This is a genomic window from Mesorhizobium marinum (assembly GCF_040813675.1).
In the GTDB taxonomy this organism is placed as follows: Bacteria; Pseudomonadota; Alphaproteobacteria; order Rhizobiales; family Rhizobiaceae; genus Mesorhizobium_K; species Mesorhizobium_K marinum.
In genome coordinates this window covers 333,118-356,710 of sequence record NZ_JBFOCI010000001.1, presented here as the reverse complement: position 1 = coordinate 356,710, position 23,593 = coordinate 333,118, and the positions used below count along the sequence as shown (strand labels likewise).

Annotated in this window: 24 protein-coding genes; 7 read left to right on the top strand and 17 right to left on the bottom strand. The window is 64.2% G+C overall.

The window, feature by feature from the left end; all coding sequences use genetic code 11:
- Position 1 precedes the first annotated feature (1 nt).
- Positions 2-976: an FAD:protein FMN transferase gene (locus ABUE31_RS01780; protein ID WP_367721754.1), complete on the top strand. Its 975-nt coding sequence runs from the start codon at positions 2-4 to the stop codon at positions 974-976.
- Positions 977-1,094: 118 nt separating this feature from the next.
- The gene (locus tag ABUE31_RS01775) at positions 1,095-1,355 is read left to right on the top strand and encodes a DUF1858 domain-containing protein (RefSeq protein ID WP_367721753.1); all 261 of its coding nucleotides are present in this window, start codon (positions 1,095-1,097) and stop codon (positions 1,353-1,355) included.
- On the opposite strand, the gene ABUE31_RS01770 is transcribed toward ABUE31_RS01775, so the two are convergent.
- Positions 1,310-2,014 carry a Crp/Fnr family transcriptional regulator gene (locus tag ABUE31_RS01770; protein ID WP_367721751.1) on the bottom strand — a complete coding sequence of 235 codons (705 nt, stop codon included), beginning with the start codon at positions 2,012-2,014 and terminating at the stop codon, positions 1,310-1,312. The two genes, ABUE31_RS01775 and ABUE31_RS01770, sit on opposite strands and share 46 nt — an antisense overlap.
- Before the next feature lie 156 nt (positions 2,015-2,170).
- Here ABUE31_RS01770 and ABUE31_RS01765 point away from each other — a divergent pair, with 156 nt between their 5' ends.
- Entirely contained in the window at positions 2,171-2,611 is a 441-nt protein-coding gene (locus ABUE31_RS01765; protein ID WP_367721750.1) for a pseudoazurin, read from the top strand.
- 22 nt (positions 2,612-2,633) lie between these two features.
- A complete protein-coding gene (locus ABUE31_RS01760; RefSeq protein ID WP_367721749.1) occupies positions 2,634-3,848 on the top strand; it encodes an NnrS family protein in 1,215 nt (404 codons plus the stop codon).
- Here ABUE31_RS01760 and ABUE31_RS01755 read toward each other — a convergent pair.
- The 8 genes from ABUE31_RS01755 to ABUE31_RS01720 are packed head-to-tail and all read right to left on the bottom strand — an operon-like array spanning position 3,845 to position 11,821.
- The gene (locus tag ABUE31_RS01755) at positions 3,845-4,651 is read right to left on the bottom strand and encodes an SDR family NAD(P)-dependent oxidoreductase (RefSeq protein ID WP_367721748.1); all 807 of its coding nucleotides are present in this window, start codon (positions 4,649-4,651) and stop codon (positions 3,845-3,847) included. The genes ABUE31_RS01760 and ABUE31_RS01755 overlap by 4 nt on opposite strands.
- 17 nt (positions 4,652-4,668) lie before the next feature.
- The gene (locus tag ABUE31_RS01750) at positions 4,669-5,088 is read right to left on the bottom strand and encodes a diol dehydratase small subunit (protein WP_367721747.1); all 420 of its coding nucleotides are present in this window, start codon (positions 5,086-5,088) and stop codon (positions 4,669-4,671) included.
- Complete coding sequence (locus ABUE31_RS01745; RefSeq protein WP_367721746.1) at positions 5,085-7,352, bottom strand: propanediol/glycerol family dehydratase large subunit; 2,268 nt, start codon at positions 7,350-7,352, stop codon at positions 5,085-5,087. The genes ABUE31_RS01750 and ABUE31_RS01745 overlap by 4 nt, the downstream gene beginning before the upstream one ends.
- A gap of 39 nt (positions 7,353-7,391) precedes the next feature.
- Complete coding sequence (locus ABUE31_RS01740) at positions 7,392-7,553, bottom strand: hypothetical protein (protein WP_367721745.1); 162 nt, start codon at positions 7,551-7,553, stop codon at positions 7,392-7,394.
- On the bottom strand, positions 7,550-8,605 hold the full coding sequence (locus ABUE31_RS01735; RefSeq protein ID WP_367721744.1) for an ABC transporter ATP-binding protein: 1,056 nt from the start codon (positions 8,603-8,605) through the stop codon (positions 7,550-7,552). Before ABUE31_RS01735 ends, ABUE31_RS01740 begins: the two co-directional genes overlap by 4 nt.
- A gap of 25 nt (positions 8,606-8,630) precedes the next feature.
- Complete coding sequence (locus tag ABUE31_RS01730) at positions 8,631-9,449, bottom strand: carbohydrate ABC transporter permease (protein WP_367721743.1); 819 nt, start codon at positions 9,447-9,449, stop codon at positions 8,631-8,633.
- Between the two features lie 3 nt (positions 9,450-9,452).
- Positions 9,453-10,379 carry a carbohydrate ABC transporter permease gene (locus tag ABUE31_RS01725; protein ID WP_367721742.1) on the bottom strand — a complete coding sequence of 309 codons (927 nt, stop codon included), beginning with the start codon at positions 10,377-10,379 and terminating at the stop codon, positions 9,453-9,455.
- A gap of 59 nt (positions 10,380-10,438) precedes the next feature.
- Positions 10,439-11,821 (bottom strand): extracellular solute-binding protein, encoded by a 1,383-nt coding sequence (locus tag ABUE31_RS01720; protein ID WP_367721741.1) that lies wholly within the window; start codon positions 11,819-11,821, stop codon positions 10,439-10,441.
- A 403-nt stretch (positions 11,822-12,224) separates the two neighbouring features.
- Between ABUE31_RS01720 and ABUE31_RS01715 the strand changes: the two genes are divergently transcribed.
- Positions 12,225-13,067 (top strand): helix-turn-helix transcriptional regulator, encoded by an 843-nt coding sequence (locus ABUE31_RS01715; protein WP_367721740.1) that lies wholly within the window; start codon positions 12,225-12,227, stop codon positions 13,065-13,067.
- Positions 13,068-13,113: 46 nt separating this feature from the next.
- On the opposite strand, the gene ABUE31_RS01710 is transcribed toward ABUE31_RS01715, so the two are convergent.
- The 7 genes from ABUE31_RS01710 to ABUE31_RS01680 form a co-directional block, all read right to left on the bottom strand.
- On the bottom strand, positions 13,114-13,377 hold the full coding sequence (locus ABUE31_RS01710; protein WP_367721739.1) for a hypothetical protein: 264 nt from the start codon (positions 13,375-13,377) through the stop codon (positions 13,114-13,116).
- Between the two features lie 389 nt (positions 13,378-13,766).
- Positions 13,767-14,282, bottom strand: a complete 516-nt coding sequence (locus ABUE31_RS01705; RefSeq protein WP_367721738.1) for an EF-hand domain-containing protein — start codon at positions 14,280-14,282, stop codon at positions 13,767-13,769.
- A gap of 695 nt (positions 14,283-14,977) precedes the next feature.
- Complete coding sequence (locus tag ABUE31_RS01700; RefSeq protein ID WP_367721737.1) at positions 14,978-15,658, bottom strand: SGNH/GDSL hydrolase family protein; 681 nt, start codon at positions 15,656-15,658, stop codon at positions 14,978-14,980.
- A gap of 28 nt (positions 15,659-15,686) precedes the next feature.
- Positions 15,687-16,643 (bottom strand): ABC transporter permease, encoded by a 957-nt coding sequence (locus tag ABUE31_RS01695; protein ID WP_367721736.1) that lies wholly within the window; start codon positions 16,641-16,643, stop codon positions 15,687-15,689.
- A 2-nt stretch (positions 16,644-16,645) separates the two neighbouring features.
- On the bottom strand, positions 16,646-17,608 hold the full coding sequence (locus ABUE31_RS01690) for an ABC transporter permease (RefSeq protein WP_367781864.1): 963 nt from the start codon (positions 17,606-17,608) through the stop codon (positions 16,646-16,648).
- Between the two features lie 23 nt (positions 17,609-17,631).
- Positions 17,632-19,128: a sugar ABC transporter ATP-binding protein gene (locus tag ABUE31_RS01685; RefSeq protein WP_367721734.1), complete on the bottom strand. Its 1,497-nt coding sequence runs from the start codon at positions 19,126-19,128 to the stop codon at positions 17,632-17,634.
- A gap of 87 nt (positions 19,129-19,215) precedes the next feature.
- Positions 19,216-20,244, bottom strand: coding sequence for an ABC transporter substrate-binding protein (locus ABUE31_RS01680; RefSeq protein WP_437344074.1), 1,029 nt, complete (start codon positions 20,242-20,244; stop codon positions 19,216-19,218).
- Between the two features lie 446 nt (positions 20,245-20,690).
- Between ABUE31_RS01680 and ABUE31_RS01675 the strand changes: the two genes are divergently transcribed.
- Positions 20,691-21,332 (top strand): SGNH/GDSL hydrolase family protein, encoded by a 642-nt coding sequence (locus ABUE31_RS01675; RefSeq protein WP_367721731.1) that lies wholly within the window; start codon positions 20,691-20,693, stop codon positions 21,330-21,332.
- 30 nt (positions 21,333-21,362) lie between these two features.
- Positions 21,363-22,451, top strand: coding sequence for an ROK family transcriptional regulator (locus ABUE31_RS01670; protein WP_367721730.1), 1,089 nt, complete (start codon positions 21,363-21,365; stop codon positions 22,449-22,451).
- A gap of 338 nt (positions 22,452-22,789) precedes the next feature.
- On the opposite strand, the gene ABUE31_RS01665 is transcribed toward ABUE31_RS01670, so the two are convergent.
- Entirely contained in the window at positions 22,790-23,542 is a 753-nt protein-coding gene (locus tag ABUE31_RS01665) for a glutamine amidotransferase (protein WP_367721729.1), read from the bottom strand.
- Positions 23,543-23,593 lie beyond the last annotated feature (51 nt).

Sequence of the window (23,593 nt, the reverse complement as noted above, 5' to 3'; positions counted from 1 at the left end):
GATGACACAGATGACCCGCCGCCGCTTCATCGGCATTTCGGCGGCCGCCGCCGGCCTTTCCCTGCTGCCCTTCGGAACCGTCGCCGGCGACATGCCCGACGCGGTCGTCTGGCGCGGCCGGGCGATGGGAGCCGCCGCGGAGCTGATCCTCCACCACCGCGACCGCGAGCTTGCCCGTGCGCTGGTGGCGCGCATGGCCGGCGAGATCGACCGGCTGGAGCGCATATTCAGCCTCTACGTTCCAGACTCGTCCCTGTCGCAGCTCAACGCGGCAGGCGCGCTGGCTGCCCCACCGCGCGAACTGATCGAACTGCTTTCGCTGTGCCGCGACGTCTGGGCGGCAAGTGCTGGCGCATTCGACCCAACGGTCCAGCCGCTTTGGGCACTGCATGCCCGCCATTTCGCTTCAGCGAATGCCGATCCAGCCGGCCCGGCTCAGGACGAGATCGAGGCGGCGCTCGCCCTGGTCGGCTTCGGCCGTCTGGCATTCGACAACAGCCGCGTCGCCTTGCCGCTCAAGGGAATGGCGCTGACGCTCAACGGCATCGCGCAGGGCTTCCTGACCGACCGGATCGTAGGCATGCTGCGCGACGCGGGGGTGACCGACACGCTGGCCGATATAGGCGAGGTCCGCGCGATGGGCCGGCGCGGCGACGGATCGCCGTGGCGGGTGGGCATCGGCGGCCTGGGCGACACCGTCGAACTGGTCGACCGGGCTATTGCGACGTCGAGCCCTGACGGGTTCCGCTTCGCCGGTCCCGGTTCCCCCGCCCACCTGCTCGATCCCCGCACCGGCCGCTCGGCGCGTCGCTACGGCTGCGTCAGCGTCCTTTCTCCAGGCGCAGCCGCCGCCGACGGACTTTCGACGGCCTGCAACTTCCTCGATCCGCCAGCAATCGAAGCCCTGCTCGCCGCCTTTCCCGAAACCCAGGTTCGCCTCCGCTCGGCCGACGGGAGGAGGCTCCGCCTTGGTTGATGGAGAGCGGCAGGACGCCCCTCCGGCCGGGCGAGAGACCGCTCCGGCGTCAACATGATCGCGCCAGGGCAGGCTGGCAGGCCGACAACAGCGGCTTCTTCCACCGCGGAGAACGCAGATGAGGCGCTATCGCGACGACATGACGATGGACGAGATCATGCGGTTGTGGCCGGCGACGATCCGTGTCGTGCTCGATCACGGCCTGCTCTGCGTCGGGTGCCCGATCGCCAGATTTCACACGGTCGCGGATGCGATCCGGGAGCACGGGGTAGACGGCGCCAATCTGCGCGCCGACCTTTTGGCCGTCATCGCCAGCACGGGTCCCGGCAACGCTCAGTCGCGCTCCGTCCGTCCCTCTGCAAGCAACAGGAGCTTGTGAGACTCGACGATCGTCACCTGCTGGCGGCCGCTTTTCACGAGACCCTTGTCCTCCCACGCCGACATGATGCGGCTGACGGTGTGAAGCGTTGTGCCGGTCATCTCGGCGATGTCCTGCCGAGAGATCGGGAAGTCGATGGCGATGCCGTCGCCGTCGCTGCGACCGGCCTGCCGGACCAGTCGCAGCAGCGCGTGCGCGACGCGTTGCTCGACCTGCCGCGTCGCCATGTCGAGCATCTGCGTCTGCACATCCTCGAGGCGCGCGCCGACGGTCCTGTAGGTGTTTTTCCCGAACGAAGGATAGTCGACGGCGAACTTGGCCCACAGCCGGCTCGGCCACGCCAGCACAACGCAATCGACGGCGGCGACGGCGCTGGCGGGATAGGTATCGCGGCCGAGCGCCTGGGCGATGCCGAGAAGTTCGCCCGGCACGATGTAGCGGACAATGGCTTGCCGGCCGTCGGGCGTGGTCCTTACCACACGGACCCGACCGTCGAGCAGGATGAAGAAGGAACCGGCCTCGACGCCCTGATCGAAGATGGCGTCGTCCTTTGCGACCCTCAGCGCGACGGCCTTCGACAGGATCGCGTCGAGATCGGCCCTGGCGAGGCCCTCGAATGCCGGCAGGCCCGCGATCAACGAATGGTCCAAGCGGCTCAATGCAAGCTCTCCTGCCCCTCTCCGTCGATACCCAGCGGACCGGGAACAACGCCCTGGCAGCGACACATCTGTTTGCGCGAACGCAAAGTTGCCGAACACGCCAGGGCCTACAAGCGTGCGAACGGCTGACATCTAGATATTGGAAAGGATGCGAAGATGAAACCACTTCTGACTTTGGCGACCGCGGCGGCGCTGATGCTCGGCGCGGGCGGGGCCTGGGCTGCCGAGCACGAGATCCACATGCTGAACAAGGGCGAGAAGGGCAACATGGTCTTCGTGCCGGACTTCGTCCAGGCCGCGCCGGGCGACACGATCCGCTTCGTGCCGACCGACAAGACGCACAATGTGGAATCGATCGCGAAGATGATCCCCGAGGGCGCCGAGCCGTTCAAGGGCAAGGTCAACGAAGAAGTCACCCTCGCCCTGACCGCCGAAGGCGTCTACGGCGTCAAGTGTATGCCGCATTACGCGATGGGCATGGTCGCCGTCGTGGTGGTCGGCAATCCGGTCAACCTGGAAGATGCGAAGGCGGTCAAGCATCCCGGCATGGCCAGGAAGCGCTTCGAGGCGATCTTCGCCGAGATTCCTGCGAACTGAAGCGACGATACGGCGCAAGGCGATGGCCATACCGCGCACGCGACCGGGCAACTACCCGGCGTTCCTGTCCTACGGATTCAGGCCGTTCTTCCTGCTCGGCTCGATCTGGGGCGGCCTTGCGGTCCTGGCCTGGCTGCCCATCCTGAGCGGCCGTCTCGAAACGGCGAGCCTCTTTGCGCCGGTCGACTGGCACGCTCACGAGATGATCTTCGGCTTCCTGCCGGCGATCGTTACCGGCTTCCTCCTGACGGCGATCCCCAACTGGACCGGACGCCTGCCGGTCCAGGGCCTGCCGCTGGCGCTGCTTGCGGCGCTGTGGCTGGCGGGACGCGTCGTCATTTCGCTCTCAGCCTATACCGGATGGGTCGTCGCGCTCGCCGTCGATTGCGCGTTCCTGCTGGTGGTGGTTGCAACCGCGGCGAGGGAGATCGTTGCCGGGCGCAACTGGCGCAACCTCAAGGTGGTCGTCCCCGTTTCGGCCCTTCTCGCGGCCAACCTCGTCTTCCATCTGGAGGCGCACCTAGCGGGAAGCGCTGACATCGGCAGGCGCCTGGGCATCGCAGTCGGGCTGGTCCTCATCATGATCATCGGCGGGAGGATCATCCCGAGCTTCACCCGCAACTGGCTGGTCCGCGCGAATCCCGGGCGGCTGCCCGAGCCCTTCGGGCGCTTTGACGCCGTCGCGATCGTTTCGTCTGCGGCGGCCCTCGGCCTTTGGTCCATCTTTCCGGACAGCCCGCTCTCGGCGGCCCTGCTTCTCGTCGCCGGAACCCTGAACCTCGCGCGCCTGGCGCGGTGGGCAGGCTATCGCACCTTTCGCGACCCGCTGGTTCTGGTCCTGCACGCCGCCTATCTGTTCTTGCCGGTCGGCTTGATCGTGGCGGGGCTGGCCGTGCTCTACCCCGAAACCCTGCCGCCGGCGTCGGGCATCCACGTTCTGGGCGTCGGCGCGATCGGTTCGATGACGCTCGGCGTCATGGCCCGCGCCACGCTCGGACACACCGGGCGGGAACTGAGGGCGGACGCCGGGACTTGCGTCATATTCGCCGCTATCGCCCTTGCGGCGCCGGTTCGCTTCGCCGCAGTGCTGCTGCCGGACGTGCCGGCACTGCTTCATGTTTCCGCCGCGCTTTGGGTCGCGGCGTTCTTCGGCTTCGCCGCGCTCTATGGCGGCGCGCTCATGCTTCCGCGCGCCGGGGCGATGCGGACGAACGGATCGCGCGCGGCTGCGCGCTAGAAACCGGCCGCAACCGCCGTAGCGTCACCCTGGTTCGTTCCGCCTGCCAGCGACTCGCCGCCGTCCGCGACGAGCGCATGTCCCGTCATGTAGGACGAGCGGTCGGACACCATGAACAGGATGACGTCGGCGATCTCCTCGGGCGTCGCGAAGCGCCCCATCGGCACGATGTTGGCAATCGCGTTCTCCAGCGATTTGCGGCCGCCGAGTTGCTTCGTGTAGGGATCGTTGAAAGGCGTATCCACCCAGCCTGGGCAGAGCGCGTTGATGCGTATTCCGAAACGGGCCACGTCGAGGGCGATCTGGCGGGTCATGGTGATCGACGCCGCCTTGCTGGTGATGTAGGCGGTCATCGCCCGGTCGAGGAAGACGCCCGAATTCGACGAGGTGTTCAGGATAACGCCCCGCCCCTGCTTCTTCATCACCGGAAGCACGGCCTGGCAGGCAACGAACTGGGCATGGACATTCACCGCCCAGGAACGGTCGAAGTCGGAGGCCCGCACTTCGTCCAGGCTGCCGGCGACCTGAATGCCCGCATGGTTGTGCAGGATGTCGATCCGGCCGAGGCGACGGGCGACGTCGTCGATCACGGAGACGATGGCGCGATCGTCGGTGACGTCGAGCTGGACGGGCTCCGCGCGGCCGCCTTCATTTGCGATCAGGCCGACCGTGGCTGCGGCAGCGGCCGCGTCGCGGTCCGTCACGACCACGGTCGCGCCTTCGCGGGCCATCGCGATGGACCCTGCCCGTCCGATGCCAGAGCCCCCGCCCGTGACGATCGCCGTCCGACCTTCAAGAATCATCGTGTCTCTTCCCTCAACTAGTAGCGACGCCGAAACAGGTTGCGCCGCTCGTAAACTGCGACGGCTTCGTCGATCAGGCTTGCGATCGAATGGGCCCCGTAGTCCCGGCGAAGCATCTCGGCGCGCTCCACCAGCACACGGGCTTCGGATATCCGGCCCGGCCGCAGCATTTCATAGGTTTCGAGGATCAGGTCCTGGGGGATCGCCACAAGGTCTGCCGCGCGTTCGAAGTTGAGCGCCAGCCGGTCTCGGCCCGCCTCGCGCGCGATCGACGCCTGCAGTTTCAGGACGTCGGCCGAAATCCGGATATCGCCGGCGCCGATGCGCTCGGACACGACGGCGTCGAGGGTCAGGTCGGCGAGCTGCATGCCCGAGGCCGACACTGCCTGGTCGGGCGCATTCTCCGAGATCGGATAGAGGTCGAGCGGGGATGTCATGGCCGCGAGCCTCCCTGCCCGATCGTGAATGTGAGCTCGAGCGGCGGCGCGTCCGGCGTCACCAGTCCGGTCTCGATGGCGTAGAGCATGGCAACGCGCACGTGATAGCGCGCGCCGAGCGCCTGGCCCTCGGTCGGCACGATCACCGGTTCCGGCTCGCGTCCCAGCGCATACAGCGCGGCGTTGCGGCCCATCGCGCGGTAGTGCTCAAGCGTGGTGATCGGCGCGTTCGAGAACAGTTCGATGTTCATGTGCGGCAGCCGGTCGGCGCGGTGGATCACGGCCGTTCCCTTGGCCTGGATGCCGATGGCGTAACCGGACCCCGACAGCCGCGCGGCGGTGAGGCCGAGGAAGGAGGTGTCGGCGGTATGGCGGATCCGCACGAGGCGCGGGCTCCCTCCCCCTTCCCGTACGCCGTCGGTCAGCGCCAGCACCACGTCGATCAGGTCGTGGCCGGCGGTCGTCTGCGTCAGCTCGTTGCCGAAGGCCGGGCTGAGCCCGATCACCACCTCGCGCGGATCGGTTCCCTTGCCAGCTTCACCGCCCGCAACGAGCCATGGTTCCGAGGTCGGGTCGACGCGACGCTCCCGCTCCAGCACCTTCTCGCGCGTCTGCACGTCGCGCAGGCCACGCACCGCTTCCCACCGCGTGTCGGACATCCGGTACCCGCTGCCCGGTCCCTGATAGTCGTTGGGATCGTTGAGCGCGCTGATGACCTTGCCGTCGCGCAGGACGGCCGAGGTCTGCAGATAGTCGCCGGAGATGCGCTGCCGCAGCATCAGCAGGAGGTTTTCCGCCTCGTGGCCGAAGCCTCGCTTCTCCAGCGCCCGCACCACGTCCACGGCCGTCAGCCCGCGATCGCGGATCGCCTCGCTGATGCGGGTCACTTCCCCGGTGGAAAACGTCTCCGTTTCGAGCGAGCCCGAGGCGGCGGCGACCGACAGCATCCATGCTTCCGGCACTTCGGCGAGGCCGAGTTCCTGGAAGACCGCCGCCAGCGCCTGGATCGCCCGCATCCTGAGGTTGCCGATCTCGCCTTCCTCGATCGGCGTCAGTCCGCCATCGGCTTCGAGGTCGCGCTGCAGCGCCAGGAAGTCTTCGACGTCCTCGCCATTGAACAGCGACGGATTGAACGAGTTGTCGTATTTCCGGATCGATCCCTGGCCAGAGCACAGGAGGTCGGAACCCGCCATGAGATAGGGCGTGATCTTGGCGCCAACCCTGATCTCGGATTCGCTGACGCGCGTATCGTTGCCAGACGCGCATTCGAGGCCGAGCCAAACCGCGATCAGGTTCTCGGCGAGGAGTTCGCGCATCCCGCCCGCCATCGACACCGTCAGCGGCGCTCCGTCGATGCCGCCGTTCTGGGTCCCCTGCACGCCCATGGCGCGCTGCAGGCACAGGCAGCGCGCCTCGAGGTAGAGCACGGACTGGCGTTCGTGGAAGCCCATCAACAGCTCGGCCGACGCGCCGGAGGTGCAGCGCGCCTTGATGCCCCGCGAGGCGTAGGCCGCCGTCAGGAACGCCTTGGACCAGGGCGTGTCGTCTCCGTCCACGAAGGCGGCTTCGGTGCCATAGACCGATACCGTCTCAGCATAGGAGGTGAAGCCGGCCATGCCGATGCGCAGTTCCTCCGCCTCTTCGATCGAGCACTGGAACAAGACGCCGCCGCGGCCGACCGCCGCGCCGACCGCGCAGGCGATGGCGTTCGACCATGAGTTGGACGCCACCCGCATGGTCGTCTCGATCTCGTCGAAGCCGAGCGCGACGGCGACCGCCGCGTCCGCCGCGAGCTGCAGGGGATCGTCCTTGGCGTTCGTGACGTGGGCCTGGTTGCCCGGCGTCCTGCGCTGGCGCATCTTGGCGTAGGCGAAGGTGATCTCCAGCGCCGACATCTGCGACACGACCGAGACCAGCTTGGCCGGCGTCATGCCGCGCGCGAGGCGTTCCAGGGTCTCGCGCGGCACGTTGATGTCGACCAGCATGCGCGCGACCTCGGTCGGGTCCAGCGCCATCGCCTCGTCCACCACGTCGGGATCCAGGTGGTGCGTCGCGATGAAGGAGTCGAGGATGTCGAAGTCGGCCTCCGCCTTGCCGTCGATCTCGACGACCCGGCCGTTTTCGATGCGCGCCGAAGGCTTGGGATCCCAGGGGCTGTGGAACGTCGCGAAGCCCGCCTCCGGGTCCTCCACGGCGAACTGGTCGAGACGCAGCGGCCGTGTGTCCCACTCGTCGAAGCGACGCCAGCGTGGTGCCGAACTCATGTCGTTGCTCCCGCCTCGAACACGTCTTGCCCCCTCGCTCTAGAACCAGCGCAACCAGACGAGCTGGATGACGATCAGGACGATGACGTCCCAGAAAATGACCTCGCCGATCGTGAACCAGTTGCGCGTCCGGTTGATCCTCCAGAAGCCGGTCCAGACGATGGCCGCGAGAAGCAGCGGAACGAAGCTAGCGGGCGTCACCGGATCCTCTGCCCCGTTACGGAGTCGAAATAATGCAGCGCCGGCTTGGGAAAGCGCAGGCCGACCGGCTGCCCGGCCGCGATCCCGTCGCAGTCCCCGTGCGTCCTCAGCGTCACTGCGGAGGCGTCGCCATTCTGGAAGATGAGCAGCGTGTCCGGCTCGATCAGTTCCTTGACGTCGACCACCATGCGGATCGCGTCCTGATCGTCAGCGCCGACAAGCTCGATCTGTTCGGGCCTGATCCCGAGGGCCACGGGCCCGTCCTTGCAATCCACGGGGCAGGCTACGGAGCCGGTCCGGAAAACGCCGCCCTCGACGGTCCCGTCCAGGATGTTCATGGCCGGCCGGCCCATGAACTCAGCTACAAAGCGGTTGGCGGGCTGGCGGTAGATAGTGCGCGGCTCGTCAAACTGCGCAAGCTTGCCGTCCTTCAACACGGCGATCCGCGTCGCCAGCGTCATAGCCTCTTCCTGATCGTGGGTGACGAACACGAAGGTCTTGTCGAGCTTCTTGTGCAACCGGTTCAGTTCGGTTCGCATGTGGAGCCGCAGCAGCGCGTCGAGGTTCGACAGCGGCTCGTCCATCAGGCAGATCGCCGGCTGCCACACAAGCGCGCGCGCAACTGCGACGCGTTGCGCCTGGCCTCCCGACAGCTGTCCAGGTTTGCGGTGCAGGTAGCTGCCGATGCGCAGAAGGTCGGCGACCTCCTTCACCTGGCGCTCGATCTCGGCGCCCGCGACTTTGCGGATGCGAAGCGGGTAGGCAATGTTCTCGAAGACCGTCTTGTGGCTGTAGAGCGCGTAGTTCTGGAACACCATGCCGATCCCGCGGAAGCGCGGCGGCACGTCGGTGACGTCCCTGCCGTCGATCTCGATGCGCCCGCCCGACGGCGGTTCCAGACCCGCCAGCAGGCGGCATGCGGTCGTCTTGCCGGAGCCCGACGGCCCCAGCAGCACGACGAACTCGCCGAGATCGAACTGGAGGTTCAGCCGGTCGAGCGCGACCGTCCCGTCAGCAAACCGTTTCGTGACTTCTTTGAACGAGACAGCCATTGAATGCTCCGTAGTGTTTGCCGTCTCAGCCCTTCACCGCGCCAAAGGTGAGGCCGCGGACCAGGTGCTTCTGGACAAGGAATGTGAAAACGAGGATCGGCAGCGTCGCGACGACGGCCACCGCGGCCACCTGGCCCCACAACGTGCCATGCGGCGTGATCAGGCCGGGAATGCCAACCGTCAGCGGCCTGCCCTCGAAGGCTACGAGGATGAATGCGTAGAGGAACTCGTTCCACGACAGGATGAAGCAGAGCACCGCCGTCGCCGCGAGGCCGGGGGCGGCCAGCGGAACGATGACACGCACGAAGGCGCCGAGCTTGGAGCGCCCGTCCATCATCGCCGCCTCGTCGATCTCCTTCGGGATTTCCGCGAAGAAACCACGCATCATCCAGACGACCAGCGACAGGTTGAAGCTGGTGTGCGCGATGACCACGGCATAGATCGTGTCGGTCAGCCCGAGCGTCGTGAAGAACAGGAACAGCGGCACGGCGATCGAGATGGGCGGCGCCATGCGCGTGGTCAGGAAGAAGAAGAACAGGTCCTCCTTGCCCGGGAAGCTCGCCCTCGCGAAGACATAGGCGGCCGGTGCGCCGATCAGGATCGAAAGCACCGTCGATCCGGTGGCGATCGCCAGCGAGTTGTAGAGCAGCGGCAGGTAGTCCTTGTCGATGAACACCGCCGGATAGTTCGAAAGCGTCGGGTTGAAGAACCACGTCGGCTCGGGCGAAAGGATGTCGAGGCGACCCTTGAAGGAGGTCAGCAGCATCCAGAGATACGGCGTCAGCGCGATTACCAGCACGCAGGCGAGGATACCGATGGCGAGGATCTTGTACGACCGGTTCATCGCTTATGCCCTTTCCGCCGCGGACTTCCAGTACACGGCCTTGTAGAAGATCGAGCACATGATCAGGACGACGAGATAGACCATGAACGACACGGCTGCGCCGTAGCCGAGGTTCCAATGCTTGAAGTTGACGCGATAGGCGTAGATCGACAGCAGTTCGGAGACCGTCCCGGGGCCGCCGCCGGTCATGATGAAGACCTTGTCGAACTCCTTGAAGGCGTCGATGCCGCGCAGCAGCAGAACCAGCGCGATGATCGGCCGCATCAGCGGCAGCAGAATGTCGACGAACTGCCGCCATGGCCCCGCGCCGTCCATGGTCGCCGCCTCGAAAGGCGAGCGCGGCAGGCTCATCAGGCCTGCGAGGATGATGAGGGTGACGAAAGGCGTCCACTGCCAGACGTCGATGGCGATGATCGTCGGCATCACCAGGCTCGGCGTTGAGAACACCGCGCTCGACTGCGACAACAGCCCGACCTGGCGCAGGTAGTGGCTGACCATGCCGAAGTCGCCCTGGAGCAGGAGGCGCCAGATCAGCCCAACCGCGACCGGCGCGAGCATCATCGGCACCAGCAGGAGCGTGGTCAGCAGGCGCTGCCGCTCGATGAAGCGCCAGATCAGCCAGGCGAGGAAGAAGCCGAGCACGAATTCGAGGGCGACCGCCGCCACCACGAAACGGATCGTCAGCCAGAAGGACCCCCAGAAGATGGGGTCGGAGCGCACCAGCCGCCGAAAGTTGTCCAGCCCGATGAAGGCGCCGTTCTGGTCCGGGTTGGCGAAGCTAAGGTCGGTCATCGCCGTGTAGGCCATGTAGTAGAACGGGCCGACCAGGAAGATCAGGACAAGCACAGTCGCAGGCAGGATCAGCGGCATCGACGCACCGCGGTCCAGCAGGAACCGTCCTCGGGAGGGTTGGATTGTGGTGTTCATCATGGCATGCCCGCTCCCCGCGGGGTCGCCCCCACGGGAAGCACTGTATCAGTTAGCCTCGATCACTCGACCGGATACTTCATCGGCGCACAGGAACCGAGCGCTTCGGAGATTTCCTTCGCCGACTGGTCGAGAGCCTCCTTGGCCGACTTCTCGTCGGCAAGATACGACGACAGCTCGCGCACGAGGATGTCGGTCATCTCGCCCGACAGCGGGATCGTCGGCTTGGGCTTGGCCACCTCGTTGGAAGCCATCGACGCCTTGGCATAGGGCAGCTTCTGCACTTCTTCCGAGGCATAGACGTCCGGGCGGGCGGAGGCGCCGCCGTTAAGGTGCTGGTTGAGCTGCTGGTTGTACTCCATCATCCACTGGATGAAGAGGTAGGCCGCTTCCTTGTTCTTCGAAGCAGTGGGCACGAGGTAGGTCCAGCCTTCCACCTGCGCGACCTTTCCGCCCTCGCCTTGGGGAACGATGTCGAAGCCCATCTTGCCGACCACGGTCGAGGCGTTCTCGTCGACCGCCACGGCATAGGTGGCGTCGTTCCACATGATCAGCTCTGCCACCGTGCCCTGCTGCATCAGCGCCATGACGTCGTCCCAGAAGTAATTGAGCGTATCCGGCGGCGAAAAGGCCATCAGGCCCTTGTAGTATTCGGTGGCCGCGATCGCCTGCGGGCTGTTGACGATGACCGGGCCGCATTCCGAGCCGGACTTCGTCTCCAGCATGTCGCCGCCGAAGGAATAGAGGAAGTTCAGCCACTCGTACCACAGCGCCTCGTGGCGCTTGCCCTGCAACGCGGTGCCATAGAGCCGCTGGTCGGGACGGGTGAACCATTCGGCGATGTCGCGGTACTGCTTCCAGTCCTGCGCGGGCCCGAGATCATAACCGTACTTTGCCTTGAACCCTTCCTTTTCCGTGGAATCGCCAAGCAGGTCCGAACGGTACCAGAGATACATGGTCAACGCCGTGAACGGGAAGCCGTAGGCCTTGCCGCCGTACCAGGAGATTTCCTTCCAGAGGCCCTGGTAGAGCTGCTCTTCCGGCTTGAACGCGGGGTCGCGCAACTCGGCCGACGTCATGAACTGCTCGATCGGCTCGACGTGGCCGTTGGTCACGAATTTGCCGAGCTGGCGGTTCTGCTGGAGGATGAAGTCGTAACGACCGCGCTTGGAGTTGAGGTCGAGCATCACCTTGCTGGAGGCTTCGGAGGCCTCGTACATCTCGATCTCGACGGTAATGCCCGTCCGCTTCTCGAATTCGGGGGCGAGCTTCTTCATCGCCTCGAGCGGCGGCAGGGCTTCGCCGATGGTGCGGATCGTCACGCCCTTGTAGGGCGCCGCCGCTTCTTCGAGCGTCCAGGCGCCGGCCTGGCCGGCCATTGCGAAAAATGCCGTCAGCCCCGTCGTGGCCGCGAGCGAACGAACTGTTGTGTGGTGTCGAAGCATGGCAGTTCCCCTGTGTTGTGCCCATCGCGCTTCAGGCGCGTTCGAATGCGTGCTTGCCGCCGGTTCGTCCGGCGGTCCTGTTCCTCGCCTGTGCTTTCATGCAGAGCCGCAGGCGGTCCGAGTTGGCCGGCCGCGCCGGCGAATGATCTGTCCTCCACGTCAGGCGAGAGCTCTCTCGCGCGCTTCCTGTGGATTGGGGACTGCACATTCAGCAGCACCCCAAGTGTCCGTGCATATGCAGCCATCGGGCGCCTCTGAAATCATTATGCTGATCCGAGGCATATTCCACAAACTGGGCCAAGCCTATAAGAAGGCGTCTCTGGTGGGATATTTCCCAAGGGGAATAATCTAAAATGCATATCTCTTTTGTGATAGCCGACCCAAGAAAATGCGACCGGGCGGAATGACGGGCGAGAACGTCGAAAGCCTCTACGGCAGAAAGCTCCTGTCGCAGCCAGACTGGTTTACCGCCCTGGGCGACCTGCTCTCTCGGGTCGGCGCCGCCGGCTATTCCGACGCCTTCGCGTCGGCCATGGGGCGTCTGGCCAATTTCGACTACACGGTGACTTTCGCCTATCGCGGCCCGGCAATTCCGATCTGCCTGCACCATACCTTCGCGCCAAGGCAGTTCGACATCCATGTGCGCGAATACGAGATCGGCCCGTACCTGCTGGATCCGTTCTACAAGGCGACCGCCAACGGCATCTGCTCGGGCCTCTACAGGCTCGCCGATCTCGCGCCCGACCAGTTCTACAAGAGCGAGTACTACAAGTCGTACTATGTGCAGACCGGGCCCGTCGACGAGGTCGCCTTCTTCACGCCGGGCAAGGACAACTGGGTCATCGTGACTTCGCTGATGCGGGCCCCGAACCTGACCGCCTTTTCCTCGCACGACCTGCGCACGCTGCGTACGGTCGAGCCGCTGGTGCGGCGCATCAACGAGATCCACTGGCGCAGCGACGACCGCCTGAACCCCGCCAGCCAGGTCGAGGACGCCCAGGAGGTGCTTCGCCGCACCGTCCAGGACGCGCTGCAGTCGCGCGGCATGCCCGCGCTGACCCCGAGGGAACTCGAAGTGGTCGGCCTGGTGCTGGAAGGCCATTCGTCCGAGTCGATCGCGAACCTGCTCGCCATTTCGGCCGGGACGGTCCGCATCCACCGGAAGAACATCTACGCCAAGATGCGGATCTCCTCGCAGCGCGAACTCTTCGCGATCTTCATCCGCACCCCAAAGGCGCACGGCTAGCTGCGCGAAAGGTCCGCGCGGCCAGCCGTATCGCGTCGATCGCCCGTCAGCCGGACTTCTTGCATACGACGCCCCGGGGCATCTTCCCCTGGCGATAGGCGCGGTCAAGCCGGCGATTGCATTCCCGCCGCGCGCGATCACATGCCGTACTGGTCTTGGCCGCGGTGGCGACGCCGCGCAGGTCGAGCAAACGACCCTCGAGATTGACGGCCTTGTAATAGCAGGTGGCTGCGCTGGCAGGCGCAGTGGCTCCGGCGAACAAGAGAATTCCGAATGCAGCCGTAGCAGTGAGCGAAGCGATGATTTTCATGTTCGGGCCTTCCTTGGATCTGGGAAAAAAGTTTCATGCGCTGCTGGTCGACTTGGTTGTGCCAGCGTCGCGGTTGCGAGCACCAAGGATCACTCCGCCCCGTATCCCGCCGATTGCTTGTAGCTCCGGCCAAGATTTCAATTGTTTCGAAGCCAGGCGCGTCGTCTGATGCGCAAGCTGATCCGAGCCGCCTCTTGACGTTCAGCGAGTGAGGCCCTCGCTCGCCGTGACGTGCACGGCCAGCGCATATTTCGCGATCCGTCGCGAGGCGCGTCAGGGACCACCCCGAACATCAACGATCCTACGGCCGCCGCAATCCGGTCCCCGGGACCGAGAACCTGGTCTTTGGAAAGGACGGCTGACGCAGTTAGGGCGTCGGGCGCTCTGATCTATTCGTCGTCGGCGTCGTCCGAGGCGCCTTTGTCGCCGTGGAAGAAGCTCTCGATCTCGGCCATCTCGACCTTGCCGTCGCCGTTCTTGTCGACCGCCTTGAAGATGCGGCCGTGGAAATCCTGGATTTCGGCCAGTGAGAGGGCGCCGTCGCCGTCGGCGTCCATGACGGCAAACATGATGCGCATGCCCGCGCCATGCATCATGGCCGACCTCATTCCGTCGCCAGGCCCCATCCGTCCGCCGCGGCGGTCGGCGTCATGGTGCCGTCTCCCTTTCTTCCACCCGCCGCCGCACTCTCGGGACATGGGCCCGTCGGGCATCATCTCCATCATCATGCCGCGCATCATCTCCCGCATGGCGTCCGAGTGCATTGCGCCTGGCTGCGACGGCATCATGGCGTCGTCGGACGGCGAGGCCGGCGCAGGGTTGGCGGTATCGGTCTGCGCCAAAGCGGGCGCGGCGCTCAGGGCCAGTGCGACTGCAGTCGCTGGAAAAATCATTCGGATGGTCATCGGGTTCTCCCTTGCTTCATGTCATGACAGCACAACCGACGCGCTGATCAGAACCCCCATCCTCTCCCGACTTGTGGCCAAAGCCGGGCACGGCAGGCTGTTTCTCGCGGCAACGCCCAACACCGGCTTCCGCGGTCTTCGAAGACGGCAGGACGTCTTACGCCAGGTTGGGAACGGATCTCGAAATGGTTGGAGTGGCAGGATGTGAAACCTGCTTTCGGACCCATGCAATGAACTGCTTGGTTAGTGGTTTGGTCACGCCGGCAGGAGTGGCGACGTAGTAACCAACCCGATCCACCTTAGCCAAGCCGCCAAACTGTCTCACCAGGCGGGACCACCTCAGAAGGCCAAGCTGCGGTACCTGACGACCGGAAAATGGCCTCCGGGATACCACGATGAATAGTCCCTCCGAGAGTCGCTTAACGGCCTCCGGTTAGCGTCTCTCGACACTTATGCCGCCCACACGTGCGGCCTAGCCGACAATCACGCAACCGCACTCGACGCCAATCTGCTCGTCTGCATGCAAGGCGGTATCTACCTGCGTGACAGATGGGATACGGCCCTGACAAAACGATGCGGGACCGATAGTGCCGTATCGGTCCCGCTACATGCGCGCCAAGGGAGGTCTCGGCGAGCAACAAGAAAATTGACACTGAACGAACCGCCGGATGGGCGGTTGCAGACCAGCGGGTCGGCTATGCCGCTGCTCGCCGGTCGCGCTGGAATATTTCCTTGACCTTGGCGGCGATCGCCTTGCCCAGGTCCAGATTGTTCTGGGCGGTGAAGTGAATGCCATCACAGCCGTCGGTGGTGATGAATTCGCCAGCGTCGAGGAAGTCCACCTTCATGAAATCGGCCATGTCCCTGTACTGGCGGCCGAGTTGGGCAGTTTTTGCATGGCCGCCACCAAACATACCCTGGAAGTAGGGATGCGGCATCGGCGTCAGCGGCGGGGGTGCAACGACCAGGCATCCGGGAGCTGGATAAGGCGTGCCGATGCCGCCGCCGCCGGTCAGCACCTGCCCGACGAGCTTGGACATGCCATAGGCGATGTCATACGGCGTCCGGTTGAAAAAGGGCTTGGTGTCGTTCGTGCCAAGCATGATGATGACGAGGTCGAGCGGCAAATGGCTGGCAATCGCCGACGGTAGGTAGGCGCTGCCATTCAGGCGCGGGTCGTTGGGATCGTCTGCGCTGGTGGTGCGGGCGCTCAGGCCTTCCTCAACTATGTGGTAGCCTTCGCCAAGGCTTGCCGCCATCGCGCCGGTCCATCGTTCGGCGTACGGGTAGCGGTGTGTCGGCGCTCCCTCCACCACTGGGATCCATCCCCAGGTCAGAGAGTCCCCGAAGCATAGGATCGACTTTGTTGCGGACATTGGTACCTCCTCGATACGGAATGCATTGTTAATGGGATCTGGCGGAACGAACGCCATAGAAGATGGCCGCGAGAAGGATGATGAGGCCCTGCGCGATCAACTTTCCGGGCTCTCCGATGCCAAACGTCGTCATCACCACGAACAGCAGCGCGAAGGAGAGGACTCCGAAGAATGGACCCCAGACGCCCCCTTCGCCACGGCCGAAGACGACGCCGCCGAGGATCGTAGCTGCGACGGCAAGGATCGGCAGATCGAGGCCTACACGCACGCTGCCGACGGCGATCGAAGCCGTCTGCACAAGCGCAGCGATACCGGCGATGAACCCGGCGATCGTATGTGCGAGAATCACCGTTCGGGCGACCGGAACACCTGAGAAATGCGCGGCCGTAGCGTTTTCGCCGACTGAAGCGACATAGCGCCCGAATACCGATTTCGATAGGAACGCGGCCATCAGCGCGGTCAACACGAACCAGAACAGGACAGGCACAGGCACGGGCCCGAGGCGGACGTTGTAGACCTCGTTGAATATCCTCGGCACGTCCCCCGGCGGCTTGCCGCTCGACAAAAACTGGACAGCGCCGACCAGGATGATGCTCACCGCAAGCGTGGTAATGACGGCGGAGACACGGCGGATACCGATCATGTAGCCATTGAAGAGCCCGACCAGCGTACCGGTAGCTAGGGCTAGGGCGATGAAGAAGGGGAGCGAGGCCCCGGCGAAGATGCCCGAGGATATGAAGTAATTGATCAGCAGGATCACGCCGCCTGCGGAAAGATCGATGCTCTTGACCCGCATCACAAGAAGCTGACCGAGCACCAACACACCGAGCGGGGCAACCTGGCGGATAAAGATGCCCATCACGTTCGCATTCAGCATGTTGGGTTTGGCGACCCACAGGACGAGCAACAGGGCTCCGAACACATAGTATGCGGGTGGAACGCGCAGGATGCGCTGGGCGATTCCGGCGCCGGGCAGTGCGGCCATGATCAGAGCCCCATCTTCTTGCGGGACTGCAGACCCACGACGAGCAGCAGAATGCCGCCCTTGATCGCCGTCTGGATGAACGGCGATACGTTGAGCAAGTTCATGCCGTTGGACATCAGCGCAAGCACGAGCGCCCCGACGATAGTTCCGTGCAGGCTTCCTATGCCACCCGACAGCTGCGTGCCGCCGATCGCCACTGCAGTGATGGCGTCGAGCTCGAACAGCAGGCCGACATTAGGGTCGCCCGACACGATGCGACCGGCCAGGAACACTCCGGCAAGCGCAGCGAAGCAGGAGCAGGCCACATAGGCGAGCATGATGTTGCGCCGCGTAGGCACGCCAAAGTTGCGGGCCGCGTCTTCGGTGCCCGCTGCAATGCCGCCGCCGATCGCGAAAAGATGCAGCCCGAACCGCGATCCGTGCAACAGCTTCCACGCTAGCAGCACTACGGCCGCGCCCCAAAACACAGGCATCGGAAGGCCGAGGAACGAACCCGCCACCGAGGAGATCACGGTATCTGGCACTGTTCCGCCGGACACGGGTCGCAGGATTCGCGTGACGCCCAGTACGACATATTGCATTGCAAGGGTCGCGATGATCGGGTGGACGTTCAGGCGCGTCACCACCAGACCGTTGGTGGCACCGATAAGTGCGGCGAGCACGAAGACCGCCGGCACGAGGACATAACCCGGGGCGTCGAGCGCAAGTACCGCCGTCGTGAAGCTGATCACCGATCCGACCGATAGGTCCAGGCCACCGACGACGATCACAAACATCTGGCCGATCGCCGTTATCACGAGGGGCATCGCCTGCGCGATCAGATTGGCAAGGTTCTGCAGCGTCAGGAATTGTCCTGTGCGAAGCGAGAGGACGACCGCGATGGCCATGAGCAGCAGTAGTGGAAGGATCCACAGGCCCTGTCGGCCGCGGCTTTCGGTCAAGCGTTTCGCAAACGGCTTGTTCATGGTGGAGCCCTTTGCCTGCCGCGTCATGCGCCAAGCGCCGCGTCGAGGATGTCGTGCTCGGTCGCTGTCGATGCGGGCAGTTCCGATACGACTGTGTCGCCGTGTACGACGTAGATGCGGTCGCATAGACCGATCAGTTCGAGCGTCTCGCGCGACAGGACCAACGCGGCTCCGCCCGCATTGGCAAAGTCCCTGAGCAGTTTGTAGATTTCGGACTTCGCGCCGACGTCAACGCCGCGCGTCGGCTCCTCCACCAGCAGGATGTCCGGCTTGGTAGCAAGGTAGCGGCCAAGCAGGACTTTCTGCTGATTGCCGCCTGACAGCGCGCCGACCGTCGCGGCCGCACCGGCGGCAGCCCTGATGTTGAGGTCGCGGATGGCGTCAGCAACGGTCTGACGGTGGTTCTTGGCAACCGACCATTCGTTCTGCCGCGCATGCAGCCCGATCGCGATGTTGTGCTCGACGGACAATCCGAGGAACAGGCCTTCGTCCTTGCGATCCTCGGGTATGAACCCCACCCCCGCTGCCTTCAGCCTGCGGATACCGGCGGCAGGAGACGCCGGTAGCGAAAGTCGCTCGCCCTTGATCATGATCTCGCCTGAAAAGGGCTGGAACTGACCGACGAGCGAACGCAGAAATCTCTGTTGGCCCTGCCCTTCCAAACCAGCCAGAGCGACGATCTCACCGCCGCGAAGCTGCATCGAGAAGGGGCGGGTTTCGGGTCCGACCCTGAAGTCGCGTACATCCAGGACGACGTCGCCTGTGTCCACAGCACGGGGAGGAAACAGATCCTGAAGTTCGCGCCCGACCATCATGGCGATGAGCCCGGCAGGCGTCATGCCGGCGAGCGGTCGCGTGCCGATGCATCGTCCGTCCTTCAGCACGGTCACCGTATCGCAGACCTGAAAGATCTCCTCCATGCGGTGGGAAATGTAGACGATCGCCTTGCCTTCATCGCGCAGCCTGCGGATGTGGCGATTGAGCACCTCGACGTCGGCGGCGTTCAGTGCGGCAGTAGGCTCGTCGAGGATGAAGACCGCTGCGTCCGCCTCGATTCCGTGCGCAATCTCCACGAACTGGCGCTCGGCGATGGAGAGGTCCGCCACCAGCGTCTCGGGGTCGAGATCGAGCCCTAGTTCACGAAGCGCCTTGCCGGTCTCGGCGTTCATGCGGGCGTAGTCGATGCGGCCAAGACGGGTCACTGGCTCCCGGCCGAGAAACATGTTCTCGGCAATGGTGAGATTGGCGAGCAGCGACAATTCCTGGAAGACGGTCGAGATGCCGGCCTCGAGCGCCTCCCTGGGGTTGGCGAAAACGATTCTGCGGCCGTCCCGAAGGATAGCGCCACTATCTGGCTGGTGCACACCCGCGAGAATCTTCATCAGCGTCGACTTGCCGGCGCCGTTCTCACCCATCAAGGCATGCACCGAACCTGCCTGCAACGCGAACGAAACCCGATCAACGGCAATGCTGCCGCCGAACGACTTCGAGATGTCCGCCATCTCAACAAGCTCGGTCATCGTCGCCTCCTGCCGGCAAAGCCCCGAAACACTAAGCGGATCGCCTGGCGGGACTACCGTCCCGCCAGGCGCGCCACCCTGGGAGGGTTAGTTGTTGCCGTAGAGTTCCTTCAGCTTTTCCTCGGGCAGTTCGGTCGGCCACCAGACGTTGGCCGAAAGGTCGTCGCGGTAGTACTGCTTGACCTTCTCGATGCCCCAGCCATCCGGGTTGTAGTCGTAGTGCTTGTAGAGTTGCTTGCCTTCAAGCAGAGCGATCGCGGCGCGGACACCGGCAGCGCCCTGGGCCGGCGCGTATTCGGCCGAGATCGAGTCGAAACCGTCACGGATCCACTGCCCGAAGAAGCCGTTGTTGCCCTCTCCCGAGATCGGCGGAATGGCGGCGCCGAACTGCTTGAAGACGTCGACGCAGGCGCGCGTCATGTCGGCGCCGGAAGACCAGATGCCGTCGACTTCAGGGTTGTTGAGGTAAAGGGTCTCGCAGACGCTCTTGCCCTTGTCATACTGCCAGTCGCCATGCTGTTCGGCGATGATCTCGACGTTGGTCCCTTCCAGCGCCTGCTTCAAGCCATTGTAGCGATTGGTGTCCTCGGGATGGCCGGCCAAGCCCCGCAGCACCCAGATCTTGCCGTCGTTGCCGACCTTCTGCACCAGCCAGTCACCCATCACCTTGCCGAAATGCTCGGCGCCACCCTGAATCTCGGTGGTGTAGGCGTCGCCCTCAATGCGCCCGGTGTGCAGAACGACGGGGATACCGGCGGCGACGGCCTTGGCGATCGAAGCATCGGCCGAAGTCGAGGTCACCGGCTGGACGATGATCGCGTCGACGTTCTGAGCGATCAGGTCTTCGATGTCCGCGACCTGCTTCTTCTGATCGAATCCGGCGTCGAGCAGGATGAACTTCTCGATGCATGAGTTCTTCTTGGCCGCAGCCTCCGATTCGTGCGCCACCTGGACGGTCCAGGTATTGGCATTGACGCCGAAGTGGCTCATGCCGATCACCCAGGGGCAATCCTTCTTGAACTTGCCGGCGTCGGACAGTGGATTGTCGCCGCCTCGCGCGGTCACGCCGTCCATCAGTTGCACGTCCTCGGCCAGGGCAGGTGCGGCAGCCGTCATGGCTATCAGCGCCGCCGCGGCGACAGTACCTATAAGGATATTCATCGAGCGCTCCTCCGTAATGAGCTCAAAGTAAATCAGTGCGCCCGACGCATTGGGGCTGGCTCTCCACTGCCCCCACGGTCCAGGCCGCCACCAGCCCGTCCGCTGTGCAGACAAGGCTGGCGGGTCGCATCGAGAACGGAATCCGGCCACACAAAACCACCGCCACGAAGTGCGCCAATGGCCCTTCGACAGCGCTTGCCGACTTCACGAACCTGTTGGAAGTTCCTCCTCCCGGCTTGGACAAAATCACGCACGGCGGAGGGTGTCAATAGTTATTCAGATTGAATGAATATCCTATGGCGCTTGTCAGGACGGCCCTTCGGTGGCATGTATGCGGCCATTAAGGAGCGATTGCAGCGGCACCATATCTTTGTTTTTGCTAGGCTAATTGGACAGGCACCATGCGCACGGTCTTGTGCTACGGAGACTCCAACACCCACGGCCAGATCCCCGGCGGGCTGACGCTCGACCGATACGCCCTGCATCAGCGGTGGCCGGGCGTGCTGGCAGGCGAACTTGGCGACGCCTGGCACGTAATCGAGGAAGGCCTCAGCGGCAGGACGACGGTTCGAGACGACCCCATCGAAGGCGCAGGCAAGAACGGCAGAACATATCTTCGTCCTTGCCTGATGAGCCACGCGCCGCTCGACCTCATCATCGTTATGTTGGGCACCAACGACCTCAAGGCGCGCTTCTCTCAACCGGCCTCGGAGGTCGCCATGGGCATCGGATGCCTGATCCACGACATCAAAGAACTTGCGCCGGGACCCGGCGGTCGCGCTCCCGAAATCCTGGTCGTCGCGCCGCCTCCGATGCTCGACGACATCAAGGCATGGGAAGGAATCTTCAGGGGCGGCCCAGAAAAATCCCGCGAACTGGCGCTTCAGTTCGAGATCATCGCCGATTCTCTCGAAGTGCATTTCTTCGACGCCGGATCCGTGGCGGCCTGCGACCCGCTGGACGGATTCCACATCAACCACGACGCGCACCGGGCACTCGGGTTGGCTCTCGCGCGCGAAGTGGAGGCGATCGGCTGGCCATGAACCACGACGTCGCGAAAATGAGTGAAGCCCATGCCTGACATGCGCTTCGCGCCCCCAAACCCGCTCCGGATCGCTGACCGCGCCTCCGGCCTGAACGCGGTGAGCGTGCGCAGCTACAACGAGCGGCTTGTGCTCTCCCTTCTGCTACAGAAGGCGTCTACGACCCGCCTAGAGATCGGCGAGCGTACCGGCTTGTCCGCCCAGACGGTCTCTGTGCTCGTACGCTCGCTCGAGCAGGAGGGACTGGTCGCCAAGGGCGAGGCGCAGAAGGGTCGCGTCGGCCCGCCTACGGTGCCCATCGTTCTCAACCCTGAAGGCGCGTTCTCAATCGGCATCAGCGTCGGCAATGACCATACCGACGTCGTCATGATCGACTTCGTCGGCGAAGTCCGCTTCCACACGATGCTACCGAACCCGGAGGTCGACCGCGTCAGCAATCATTCGGAGTTCCTCACTACCATCCGCGAGGCAATCGAGATGCTGCCCCGAAAGGCGCGTGAGCGCCTGGCGGGCGTCGGTCTTGCTCTGCCACACAGCGTGGCCGACAGAAGGAACGGCGAAGCCTATTTCAAGGCTCTTCAGGACGAGATCGAGCAGCATCTGGCCGTGTCGGTGTTCGTCCAGAACGACATTACGGCCGCCGCCAGCGGCGAGAGCATGTTCGGCGCTGCCAAGCCGCTCACCGACTACATGTATTTCTATCTCGGCGCGAACCTGCATGGGCGGCTCGTGTTGAACCACCAGATCTACAACGGCAACTCGCCGGTGAGCTTCGACGTGGGCATCGCTGCGTTGGAGAGACAACTCGCGGAGGAAGGTCGGCCGGTTGCGCTGCTGCGCGATATCGAAGCAGACTGGTCCGGCCTTGGCGACCTGCTCGCCGACTGGGAAAAGCGGCTGGTCGACCAAATGGCTCACTCGCTAGACGCCGTCAGCCAGTTCGTCGAAATCGACACCGCCGTTGTGTCTTCTACCGCGCCCCGACAGGTCTGCGCCGGCGTCTGCCGCAAACTGGAAGCCTCGTCGGGCGTCAAGGTGATCGCCGGCACGATTGCACCCTCCCCCAAGGCGGTCGGAGCGGCCAGCCTTCCGCTCAGTTCGCGCTTCATGGTCGAGTGACGCCAGTTTGTTCAATGCGCCCCGTAGCGTCAGCAAGAGCAGACTTCGCCATCTCATCACGCGCAATAGTCTCGGTAGGCAAATCGGCAGTTCGACGCGAAGACGATGACTGGCGGCGCTGTTGCGACATTGACGGCCAAACGGCAAGAAGCAGAAAGAACTGGGATGACCATGCCCGGTTGACAGACCGGAAATGGCCAGGAACGCAACGACGAATAGTCCCTCAAAGAGGCGCTGACCGGTCGGATAGCGCCTCTCGAGCTCTTTCAGCAGCCATTCGTTTTTGGAGGCTAGGGTCGCTCGTTTTCCAAGCTGGGCATGTGGGTTGTGCTACCGGCTCAGGCGCGCCTCAACCAGCCGGCGAGCTGGGACCAGAACGTCGCGTAGTGGCGCCAAGCCATGAATTGCGGGCTTCCCCAGTGCGGCGAGCAATCCGAAGCGAAGGCCGCGACGCGCCCTTGTCCGTGCTGACCGACAACAAGGAAAGGATCGTCGCCGACCGATAGTAAGACATCGCTGCCGGACTTGGCCTTGAACTGGTTGTAGCCGAGGAAATACGGCCATTCCCCATCGATACCCGCGAGGATCGCGTGGTCCTTGGCAACGGTCGGCGTAACGCCTTCCGGCTCTTCTACACGATCGTCGCCCCTGGCGATCTCGACGGGAAGGACGTCGGCCAGGGGGGTCATCGCATAACGGCCGCGCCCCTCAAAACCAGCGAACGACATGAAGCCGCCGATCATCAGCAGGCCGCCGCCCTGGTCAACGAACTTCGTCAGCGAGCGGAGACGGTTCGGCCGGCGCTCGCCTTTGACGAAGACCGCATGCGGCAGCAGCAGCGAATCGGCCGGCAGATCGCTGAGCACGACCAGATCGAAGCGTTCCGTGATCTCTTCCACGGAATAGGGAAAAGCCTCGACCGCTTCATGGTTGCGTAGGTAGGTAACGTCGTAACCTGCATCCTTCAGCGAACCTAGCAGCACCGTTGCGCCTTCGTCGTAGCCCGAGGTCGTATAGGAACTCGCGCCTTTGGTGTGTATTGCGTAGCTCGTCCAGCTCTCGCCGGCGAAGAGAATGCGTTTCTTCGACATCTGGATTCCTTCTGGTTGTCGATCCTACAGATTCGGCGAATTCGCGCGGAC